An 11,277-nucleotide genomic window follows, 5' to 3' on the forward strand; every position below is an offset into this window, starting at 1 on the left:
AGATTTATTGGATTAGGAATGATGGGATTAGCAGATGCATTATACATAAAAGAGCTACCTTACAACTCAGAACAAGCCAGAAAGTTCATGGCAAAATTAACCGCTGAATTAGCGTATTTCTCTCATATTGCAAGTACTGAATTAGCCAAAGAAAGAGGCAATTTCCAAGATTTTCAAAGATCCAAATACCCGGACGGTTTCATACCATTTCCCATGTTGGATGACGAAATAGACGAAGACATAAAAGCATGGAATGAAAAAATACGTCAACATTTTCAAGGCGAAGCCACAAAATACAAAAGAAATGTACAAACGAACACCATAGCCCCAACAGGTTCAATATCTAACTTGGCAGACACATCAAGTGGAATCGAGCCAAATTTCTTACTATCCTATGTAAGATACATGACCAACAAAGAAGGAGACAGAGTTCCCCTATCTTATATAAATCCAATATTAATGGAAAAAATAGGCACCAACATGACAGAAGAGTTAAAAGCTGAAATCATTGAGAAAGGAAGCATTCAAAATATAGACAGCATACCAAACGAAATTAAAAAAATATTTGTAACCTCAATGGACATACCACCAAAAGATCATTTATTAGCCCAACACGTAATTCAAAGTTATCTTGATGCTTCATGTTCTAAAACTATAAACATGCCTAAATCTTCAACAATAGAAGACGTTAAAGCTATCTATCTACAAGCATTAGAATTAAATCTAAAAGGATTAACTATTTACAGAGATGGGAGCCTTGAAACTCAAGTTCTAACCTCCGCTTCCAAAGAAGAAAAAGAAACATCCGAAACACAAGGCAAAAGCGTTACATTCTTCGTATTGGACGAAAAGCATAAACTAAGGGCAAGGCCAAGAAAAGAAACCTTACGAAGCGTCACACGAAAGTTCAAACACGACACGGGAACAGTATACGTCACCGTTTCCTTCGATGATGGCGGTGAAGCCGTAGAAATCTTTCTATCAGATGGCACAGAAACTGCAGAGGTTATTGGAAGATTATCATCCATAGCTTTAAGAGCGGGCGTCTCAACTGATGAAATAGTTGAGCAATTAAAAAAAGTTAAGGGAACATATTGTAAAGAATTGGCACAAGAAATAAGCAAAGCCCTCAACGATTTCAACCAATTATGGGGATCTCAAATAGAAGATTATGAAGTAATAAGAACGGGAACGCCGAAAACCAGGGAAGAAGTAGAAAAATTCGTATACGCCAACGACTTAAAATACGAAAAAGGATATTATATAGACTCAGAAGGCAACGCATACTGCCCAAGCTGCTTATCTAAAAATACCCTGATAAACGAATCAGGCTGTGTTACCTGCACCACTTGCGGATGGTCAAAGTGTTCTTAAAAATATATATATATAACAAATATTCAAACCCGGTGGAAATGCTCACCGGGTTTTTGTTTAGTACTTTACATTTTTGAATTAATTTTAACAATTTCTCAAATTCTTGTTTGACAATCGTAATTTTTTATGATAATATAAATTAACTTATTTACTTTCTTTAGCTTACCTTAGCTAAGCATCCGCATACTATTGTAGTATTAGAGTATATCTTAGTAAAAAAAATAATAGACTAATCAAAGACAAATTTTTTATGTGTTTTTCTAAATTATATAAACCATCACGAGGGGGAATTAAAATGAAAAAAGGTTTAATTTTAACTTTGGTATTGTTGGTAGGCGTGCTCTCACTATTTTCACAAACTTCAATGACTGAGGCTCCTGAAGAACAAATTACACAGACCCTGACCACGAACCCACTTGGATCATTATTTGGTTTCTACAACGTTTCATACGAAAGGCCACTTTCCTCAAGCAGTTCGATCCAGGTCAGTGCTCTTGTACAGTCCTTAAATATCATTATTGCACAAGTCAGCACTTTCGGCGGTGGTGTGGCATATCGCAACTACCTACATCAGACTGCACCAAGTGGTTTCTACGTTGCCCCCAACGTTAGAGTGCTATATGGAACAGCTACGGAAGATATCTACGACACAGAAGGCTCCATGCGTTTTCTCCTCGTAGGTGGTGTTGCGGGTTACCAGTGGATAAGTATCGGAGGATTTGTGGTCGACAGCTCTGCTGGTGTAAATGCAATTTTTGGTGGGCCAATACAACCAATCACATATCCTGGGTTCGTTTTTGCTGTAGGATATGGATGGTGAGCTCTCTTTGAGGTCTTCTTCATCAGCAAATCGATCGAGTTAAAATTTCCGTGATGGAGTTCAAGGAAGCTTTTCAGATCAAAATTCTGATAGGAACATGGGTTTAATCTTTTTGTTTGAATATATTACTTAGACTTAAGGCCGTTGATAAAAACTTCCAAAAGGGTAGTCTTTTAATTTATTTTTTCATGTCATGTTATTTTAACAGCATAGATTTTATTGGCTCTCTTTATCAACTTATTTTTTAGTGCCTGAATAACTATCTTCTCTTTTACATATTTGAATTGATTTTTAACAATTTCTCAAAGTTTTGCTTGACAATCGTAATTTTTTATGATATAGTGATTATAGGTATTTTATGCCTTTTTATCCTACCTATAAGGAATGGAAACTCAGCATTCTCGATTGAACGTATTTCTGTGATCCTTCTTTTTATCCTACCTATAAGGAATGGAAACCCCATACATATCGCTTGAATATTCAATTAGAATATCTTTTTATCCTACCTATAAGGAATGGAAACAAGTCATAGTTGTATATTATGTTGACTTTAATTGGCTTTTTATCCTACCTATAAGGAATGGAAACATTTTTGAAACAACCTTTCAAATATATTCGGCATTCCTTTTTATCCTACCTATGAGGAATGGAAACTTGTCATCCAACTTTTTGGCTGCACCAAATATTGCTTCTTTTTATCCTACCTATGAGGAATGGGAACTCATCATCAGAAATACCAGTGGTATTTCTGTTTTCTTTCCTTTTTATCCTACCTATGAGGAATGGAAACTTTTTTAAAATTGCAACTTCGCCGAGTGCATATATTCTTTTTATCCTACCTATGAGGAATGGGGACCCACTTTCGAGAGCTATATGCATCATCCCTGCGTGACTCTTTTTATCCTACCTATGAGGAATGGAAGGGTTAGAGAGGAATGGAAGATGGGTGGAGAAATGTAAAGTAGGGAGAGAATCGGAAGTGGTAATTAGGAATATAGGAATTTGAAACGATGGAAAAGGGTGAATGCCCGATTTTTCGTTGGAAAGTAGGTTGAATGCATAGGACTTAGGAATCTATGAGCAAGAATTTTTTTTGGAAAACAATTTTAGGTAGAAAGAAAATGATAAGATACAATACTTGTTCTTTGACTTGTAAGAAAAATTAGAAAAGAAATTAGACTTTTTAGTCAAAAAATATTATTGCTGATGTGGAAACTTTTTATAGTAATTACTAGAAAAAGTACCAGTGAAATCTTTTTTCGGAGGGCTAAAATAAATGAAGAAAAAAGAAATTAAGCTTAATTTCATTACACTTACTCCTCTGTGGAATGGGAATGTCTGGAATAGAACTGACCAATTACGAGCTTCAGAACTTTTTGGAAGTTTGCGTTTTTGGTTTGAAGTAATTTGTTATTTTTCAGGAATAACGAGCAAAGATAATTATGAAAAGGGGATTTTAAAAGATAACTTCGATTCCAAAACTTATGACGAAATAATTCAGGAAAAAGGAGTCAATTTTGATACGATAAATGAAGCATTTAATAAAATGGATCTACCACTTCCTATGAGGATTTTTGGTTGTAATGGTTGGGGAGGAATGTTAAAGTTAAAGAGTATCAAACTTATGGGAGTTAACCATAAAATATCTTTCCCTGATAAATTTTATGTAAATAAGGAAAATTTTAAGATAAGTGAAACAAAACCAAGTAACAAAGAAAAGTCAAATTGGTCAGCTTTTTATTTCCCAAGAGGATATTTTTACGGTGATTTTGAAATTACATTTGAAGTTGTGGAAAATATTTTAGAACCAATTTTCTATCCCTTATTAACATATATGGAGAAATATGGTTATTGGGGAGGAAAGTGGAATATGGGCTTTGGACGGCTAAAAATAAAAAATACTCTTAACAATGAAAAAATTTCTAGAGACAAATTTGAATTTTCCAAATTCGATAGCAAAAGATACAAAGATAAGACTATTGATGAATTAATTGAAATAAATGAAGAATTAAGTATATCTTCTCCAATGGAAGAATATACAAAATTCCTTTTTAACTTGAAAAAAGAAGATAATAATTCCTGTGAGGAATTCCTCGAAAAAAGTCCTTCTAAAATTACAATAGCAAGGATCATGGATTTAGAATCAGATAAAGAAATCAAAAACGAAAAAGAAAAAGAAATATTGGAGAAATTAATTGCCTTAAAAGTAAAACTTCGAAGTTATTTAAGACTTCAAAATTCAGATGCTAAAAAAGATGAAGAAATGAAGAATATTCGTCATTTAGTATTTGGAGAGCGGGGAGAAGGATCCAAAATACTCCCGTATATTGATTTGAGAGAAGGTAAGTTTAAAGGGGGTTTTTTATCAATTGTTGGCTTCTCTCAACTTAAATTAGGAGAGGAGGAATGTCATGATTAGCTCTGATTTTTATGAACCATCTAATAAGCAAAAAATAAAACTAGAAGAGCATGCAACTTTAGATGAATATATATTATTTTGCAAAGATAATATTTTTTGCGATACAAAAAAGATTAAGGAAATGAAGGCTGAAGAACGAATTAGATTATTCACCTTGTTTGGAGAAAAGGATCATAAGCGATATATGAACGTAGCTCTAAAAGATTTTCCATTAAATTGGTTAAAAGACCATTATCCAAAAGGAGCATCTAAAGATAGCTCTAAGGTCTTTGAAATAGATGAAAAACTTATAAAACAAGTTTCTAAATTTTCGGGGTTAATAGAAATAGAAAAGTTAAAGGAAGTTGAAAAAGCACCTAATATTTTAAAAGCACTTCCAACTAAGGATTCGATTATACTTTTGCTTGAATTTACACTTAAAAACCCCTATTTTTCTAAAGATGATGAAGATTTTTACTTAATACCGAATCCTGTATTAAAAGAAAAGGTATTCAAAGTTCCTATGATTAGAGGCAGTTCTTGGAAAGGTGCAATAGCAAATGCCTTTAAAGTTCTAATTAATGAAGAATCAGCCAAAAATAGACTTATTGAAAGTTATTTTAGAATTTTTGGAGCGGGTTCTGAAAGTATAAAATATCTAGAACAATACTTTAATGAGGTTATAAAACGTGAAGGATTAAGCAATAAAAAGAATAAAGAAGTTAGAGACAAGATAGTCCAGTTGCTATTATTCGAGTTAGGAGTAAGTTTGAACGAAAAAGAAATAGAAAAAATTAAAAATGGCAATATTATTGAAGTTGTAAGCGGATGGCTTTCAGATAAAGCCCAAGAATATATCGATAAATTACAAATACCTTTCAGTTGTCAAACGCACAAGGGTGGTGCCATATTCTATCCAACCTATTTCAATAAACTTTCTTTGGAAGTAATTAATCCGCATGATAGAAGCAAAAGAGCGGGGACTAAACCAATATTTTACGAAGTTGTTCCTAAAGAAACAAAGGGGATACTCCAAATTATATATATTCCTAATGTTTCTTTTACAGATAAAGATAAATTAGAAGACGACATTAAGAATTTAGATAGATCAATAGAAATACTCGCTAATGAAGGAATAGGTGCTAAAACAAAATTTAGCTGGGGAACTTTTATAATAGACCAAAAGTGGTATCGAACAAAAGATAATACTCAAAAAATAGAATTCCCCGAGGGGTGGAAAGAAATTGACACTAGATTTATCTAAGTTAAAAGATCATAAAGCAGAAATATTAAAATGCGAAATTATATCATTACTCTTCAACCTTGGAAAAACGCATGCTGGAATTTCTAACTATAAGAAGGAGAAGAATAAGAAGAAGGACTATTTTCCTCAAGCTCAAAGTAAATTTACAGGTTACCGGAAGTATTATAACGATCACTTCTTTGAAAGTGAGTTAAAAGAGGTAAATCCAAAATTATTGGATTTCGTGGACTCAATTACTATAAATATTTTTAATCAAAAAATTACATGGATAAAATCATCTAAAAAGAATGTAACTTTTGAAAATTTTTTCGGGAACATTTTCTTTAGCGGATGTGAAAATATAAATTCCTCTATAGATAAAGGAGCGCCAATTTCACAACTTGATAAGTTGTGGATTTCTAACGCCTTTGGTGGTTATAAGGAAGATGTGAAACAAGAGAATCTTGATTGTGGTAGGAAGCTTTTTTTTCAAAAATTAGATTCTTTCTTAGAATACAAAGGGTTTTATGCAAATAAAAATAATATTAAAGAGAGCAACTGGTGCGATCTTAGAAATTTTGTTTTTGATAATGTTAAAGATTGGTATATACACCTTCTTAGTGATACCAGATTCCCAGTGAACGACGTAACTCTTTGGGATCAAGCATATATGTCAGCCTCTTTATTTAAAGCTTTTGTTAGTTCTGCAATATTAAAGGATAACTGCAAAGAAGGATCTAAATCTAATGAGAAAATAATCGATTCAAAAAGAGAAAACTACCGAAATATAAAATGGTCAATCCTTGGGATCCAGTATGACAAGTTAGCATTGGCAGAAAAAGCCTTAAAGCCCGTTCATATAAAATGGTATAGAGAAGTCGCTAAAGAGGTTGATGACGAAATTAGTGATCTTTTTGTTTGTGAATATCCTATAGGTAATGAAATATACAGAGATGAAACGGGGATTTATTTTCTTGTTAGTGAGGAATTAATTAATGGTAATTCAAGTGGTGATAACAGCTCAAACTTTTATCCATTATCTGATGACTTGGATGAAATAAAAAAGGCTGTCAGAGAAGTGTTTTTAAATAAATTTCATGGAGAAGTATTTCCAGCAATTTTTCTGACAAAACCATCACGTAGACTAGGAACCCTTGGCCATCTTTTATATAAAGCAAGTGAGAACTATCTAAAAGCCGAATTACCTCCGAACTTTGAAAAAGAAATGATAAAAGATAGCGATTCTCAGGGAGAAGGAGTATGTCAAGTTTGTGGGTTGCGTTTAGCTAATAAAAAAGATAAGGATTATTTAGTTTGTGATATTTGTGAAGAACGTGGGCAAGGAAGATTGGACGAATGGATGAATAATAGGTCTCAAGAAACCATATGGACTGGAGAAATACAAGATAAAAACGGAATGATTGCCTTGGTAACCCTAAAATTTGAGTTAGAACAATGGTTAAACGGTAACTTTTTAAGTACGATGGTGATCAATGATATCTATCATATGAAGAATGTTCCGGATTTTAGCAGTTTAATCGAAGAGTTAATCAAAGATATTGAAACAAAACCTGACAAACCACTAAAAGAAACATCAATATCTGAACTTGTGGATAAAGGTATTATTAATAACAAGAAAAAAATAACATTATTAAATGAATACATTGAAAGTATTTTATTCGAACTTACCATAGGTACTCAGTGGGAAAATTTTATAAAAGAAACGCTCAAAGAACCTAATAGGTGTTCTTTTGATGAAAATAATAGAAAAATCGACTGGAACGGCATGCCTGATGAAGATAAACGATTCCTTTTAACTCTTTTTACACAATTTATAATACAAAAAGGGCCATCACCAGCTAGATTGAAAAGAATCTGGGATTCAACACAAGATTTTCTTATTGGTATAAAGTCGAAGTTAGTTAGACTTTTAGAAATTCCAGAAAATAGGAAAAAACGATTTATTTGGAAAGAGAAGGGCATACCAGATGGTGAATATTATGATGGAGATTTAGATTTTTGGGTAAAAGACGGAAATGTATATTTGATTACCAACACAGAAAAAATAGGGAGAAAAAATAAATTTAATCTTAGAAATTATCAAGCTAAAGGAAAAGTTTCAATCGAATTGAACTTAAATGCCAAGCAAGAGGAAGATTATTTACCGTTTATATCAATAATAGATCCAACTCCTGTTAGTTGGCAATTCGCTATTCCAGCAAACTACGTGCAAAATTTATTAAAAAACATTAAAGAAGAATACCTGAAAAGTTTTGGTTGGGTATATGGAAAACTTCCGCTACATATAGGGATAATTATACAAAATTACAAAAAACCTCTTTATGTGGGAATAAAAGCGTTAAGAAAAATTAGAAGAGATAAAACTGAGTGGAAAGATCTAAGACAAGAAACGGGGGAAAATGATCTAAAATCTATTCTTAAGGACACTTATCAGAATAATTATTCAGTATCAGATAATTTGGAAGATTATTACTCTCTATACGAAAAAACTAATAATGATGGTAAGTACAAATTTTATATCTATCCTGATGTCTCTAAAGAATCCTCTTATTCAATAATAGATACTTTAAAAGATGATGTAGCAAATAAGTATTATTTTTACCCGAACACATTTGATTTTGAGTTTTTAGAGACCAATTCAAGACGAAACGATATATTTTATGAACTAGGCAAAAGAAGGATTAATAGGAAAAACAATAGACCTTATAATTTAGAAGATTTTCAATATTTTATTCTTTATAAAAATTTTTTTGAAAATAAAGAATCAAGCAAATTGCAAAAGTTAGTATATTTGATTTATTCTAAAATAGCTGATTGGGAAGGCAATGAAGAATCGATAAAGTCCTTTTTACTTTCAACTTTTGTAAACATTCTTGAATTAAAGAACGAAGAAGAAAAAAGAAATTTTGCATTGATATTGAAATGTAATGACTGGGAAGAATTGGAACGCACTGATGTAAACCTTTTTATAGATAGAGTAAAAACATTTCTTGATATGTTTGAATTCTATCACAAAGCTTTAAAAGGAGGCAACCTAAATGAGTGATAACTTAGCAAGTGAGGTTAAAATCTTTTCAGTAGCTCAAGATCCAATATATATAGGAACAGGCGGCTATACCATAGGACGTGTTGATAATACGATTGTTAGAGATCCGACAACCAAAATTCCAAAAATACCAGGCAGTTCATTAGCTGGAACCTGGAGGTATTATGTAGCTTTGGCGTTACAAGAAAAAATAAAAGACAAAAAGCCAAAGCTAGAAACAATAAAGAATCAACAAGATAGGGAAAGTTTTGAAGAAAAATTGTCCAAAATTGAATGGAAAGATGGGGATACGGATTTAAAGAAATGGCATAAATTTTATGGAAATAAAATTTCAAGCTATAACTGTGCTGGTCAAGATGAGCTTCCAAACACAGATTTTAAGGATTTCTTAAAAACTGAAGAAAATGAAAAATATAGTGGTCATTGTGGTCGTTGTATTGTTTGTAAAGGTTTTGGCTTCTCTAAGAGAAATTCAAGTTGGCAAGGTATGCTTTTTTTCTCTGATTTAAAAATTTTATTTTTCCCTCTCTATACAAGATTAGGGGTTAGATGGATTACAAGCCCAGAAATCTATTATAATGCCAGTAATGAAGTTTTAATTGAAAAACCTCAAGAAGGTGAAATATTAACCCACCATGGAACAGAAGGATATTTAAATTTAGGTTGGCTTAATTTCAAAGTGAAAAAAAATACGAATAATATTAAAATTCAACAAGGGGAAGAGCTAAAAGGCTATTTGTCTGAAGAAAATATAGTTGTTGTTTCAGATAACATAGTGTCTCAATTAATAAACGCTAATCTTGAAGTAAGAACGTCAGTATCAATAAATCCACTTACAGGTGCTGCAAAAGAAGGAGCCTTATTTACTTATGAAGCCATTCCAAGAGGAACTATTTTTTATGGCAACATAAGAATTTTTGATAAGTCGGCTTTTGAAAATTTTAAGAATGGCATAGGAGAACTTCCCGATCTAGAAGATCTGATATGCTCTTTAGAAGACAGTAAACATTTTTATGAGACTTTGGGTATTGGTGGGTTAACTACAAGAGGATTTGGAAGAATGAAGATATTTTTTCGAAAATCAAATAATTGTGAGGTGATTGAAAATAATGAGCAACATTGAAGCAGATATAAATAAAATGTCCTTTGAAATTGTAGAATCAATTTTTAAAAAGGAAGGTTCACAACGTTCAAAGTATATAAATGAAATAGATAAGGCTTTGGGAGTTTTAGTAAACGATGGAGTATATGCTTACTATGTCTATGTTAAATCAAAAAACATCAGTGATGTTTTTCTTAAATTGATAGAGGACCTGCGAAATTTTGTAGATAATACTAAAGAGGAAAAAGAATGGGAAGATTATTTTCAAGAACTTTCTAAAGATTTGAATAAGTTATTGTTTTTTCGAGAATTACTAGAGAAAGTATTAATTTATGCTAGATATCATGCTAAGGCAAAAGAAAATAAAACTAAGGAAGCGGAAAAAGAAGATGTGTGAGAAAAAATGGTATAAACTTGTATTCGAACAACTTCAGCCTATTCATATTGGAACTAAAGGATATGGGGTCATTTCAGAAACAAGAATATTCATCCCCGGATGGACTATGTGGGGAGCTTTAACAAAATTTTACAATCTATACTACAATAAAGGAAATTTTTCAGAAAATGAAAAACTATTTGAAAATATATCTTGCTTTTATCCCTCTTTTGAGAAAAATGGAGATAAACCTTTGTTACCAAGGTGGGAGCAAGGAGAATTTTACTTGGGTGATTATCGTGAAGAATTTTTTCGTGCAATGTTTGTGGATACTTTTGTCTCAACCGCGATAGTTCCTTTAACTAGAGGAGCAAAGGAGGAATCTTTGCATGAGATTGACATTGTACTACCAAAATCCAAGGAAGCTTTTCACCAAGAAAGTAGGGAGAATCTCTACTGGGTTGGATTATTAAAAATTGACGAACAAACAAAAGGAAAGCTATCGAATAATAAACAGTTTAAACTAACCATTGGCGGCGACAGTAGATATGGACTTGGTGAAATGATGTTAATCAACATAGAAGAAGAATCAATAGAAAATGATTTAAATTTTCTATTTGCTAACTTTCTCAGTGTTTCCAACGGTCCTGTTGAAAGTACCATTGAACACATAATTGAGATTCAAAGGATCGAAAACAAAAATTTTTCAGTAAAAAGCAAAGGTTTATACTATCATCCTGGTTATAAAATGAAAAAAGAAGAAAAAGAAGAAGAAAAAATTAAAAAATATGTAGACAAGCTATCAAAAGGTTGCATAGAAAAACTTTAGTCCGTCTTTAGATATTTGAATTGATTTTTAACAATTTCTCAAAGTTTTGCGGCTCCTTGTCAAATATG

8 protein-coding genes and 1 CRISPR repeat array are annotated in these 11,277 nt (G+C 32.0%); all 8 genes read left to right on the top strand.

The genetic code is table 11. The annotated features are described in order from the left end of the window. Positions 1–1,374: ribonucleotide reductase barrel domain-containing protein (locus AA81_RS14910; RefSeq protein WP_439331577.1), on the top strand; the 1,374-nt coding region annotated here is incomplete at its 5' end. Between the two features lie 295 nt (positions 1,375–1,669). Further along, positions 1,670–2,194 (top strand): hypothetical protein, encoded by a 525-nt coding sequence (locus tag AA81_RS14915; protein ID WP_103899143.1) that lies wholly within the window; start codon positions 1,670–1,672, stop codon positions 2,192–2,194. Positions 2,195–2,556: 362 nt separating this feature from the next. Beyond that, positions 2,557–3,114: direct repeats of the CRISPR family, unit length 26 nt; unit sequence CTTTTTATCCTACCTATGAGGAATGG. Positions 3,115–3,470: 356 nt separating this feature from the next. Next, positions 3,471–4,613 (top strand): type III-B CRISPR module RAMP protein Cmr1, encoded by a 1,143-nt coding sequence (gene cmr1, locus AA81_RS14925; RefSeq protein ID WP_103899145.1) that lies wholly within the window; start codon positions 3,471–3,473, stop codon positions 4,611–4,613. Next, the gene (locus AA81_RS14930) at positions 4,606–5,856 is read left to right on the top strand and encodes an RAMP superfamily CRISPR-associated protein (RefSeq protein ID WP_103899146.1); all 1,251 of its coding nucleotides are present in this window, start codon (positions 4,606–4,608) and stop codon (positions 5,854–5,856) included. The genes cmr1 and AA81_RS14930 overlap by 8 nt, the downstream gene beginning before the upstream one ends. Further along, on the top strand, positions 5,837–8,902 hold the full coding sequence (locus AA81_RS14935; protein ID WP_103899147.1) for a CRISPR-associated protein Csx11: 3,066 nt from the start codon (positions 5,837–5,839) through the stop codon (positions 8,900–8,902). Before AA81_RS14930 ends, AA81_RS14935 begins: the two co-directional genes overlap by 20 nt. Beyond that, the gene (locus tag AA81_RS14940; protein WP_103899148.1) at positions 8,895–10,025 is read left to right on the top strand and encodes an RAMP superfamily CRISPR-associated protein; all 1,131 of its coding nucleotides are present in this window, start codon (positions 8,895–8,897) and stop codon (positions 10,023–10,025) included. The genes AA81_RS14935 and AA81_RS14940 overlap by 8 nt, the downstream gene beginning before the upstream one ends. Further along, positions 10,012–10,401, top strand: a complete 390-nt coding sequence (locus tag AA81_RS14945) for a hypothetical protein (protein ID WP_103899149.1) — start codon at positions 10,012–10,014, stop codon at positions 10,399–10,401. Before AA81_RS14940 ends, AA81_RS14945 begins: the two co-directional genes overlap by 14 nt. Further along, a complete protein-coding gene (locus AA81_RS14950) occupies positions 10,394–11,209 on the top strand; it encodes a hypothetical protein (protein WP_103899150.1) in 816 nt (271 codons plus the stop codon). Before AA81_RS14945 ends, AA81_RS14950 begins: the two co-directional genes overlap by 8 nt. The last annotated feature ends 68 nt before the right edge of the window (positions 11,210–11,277 follow it).

The organism is Petrotoga halophila DSM 16923 (genome assembly GCF_002924615.1).

Coding starts and splice junctions, on each gene's coding strand:
- AA81_RS14940 (WP_103899148.1), top strand. CDS start 8,895: ATGAGTGATAACTTAGCAAGTGAGGTTAAAATCTTTTCAGTAGCTCAA.
- AA81_RS14945 (WP_103899149.1), top strand. CDS start 10,012: ATGAGCAACATTGAAGCAGATATAAATAAAATGTCCTTTGAAATTGTA.
- AA81_RS14915 (WP_103899143.1), top strand. CDS start 1,670: ATGAAAAAAGGTTTAATTTTAACTTTGGTATTGTTGGTAGGCGTGCTC.
- AA81_RS14930 (WP_103899146.1), top strand. CDS start 4,606: ATGATTAGCTCTGATTTTTATGAACCATCTAATAAGCAAAAAATAAAA.
- AA81_RS14950 (WP_103899150.1), top strand. CDS start 10,394: ATGTGTGAGAAAAAATGGTATAAACTTGTATTCGAACAACTTCAGCCT.
- cmr1 (WP_103899145.1), top strand. CDS start 3,471: ATGAAGAAAAAAGAAATTAAGCTTAATTTCATTACACTTACTCCTCTG.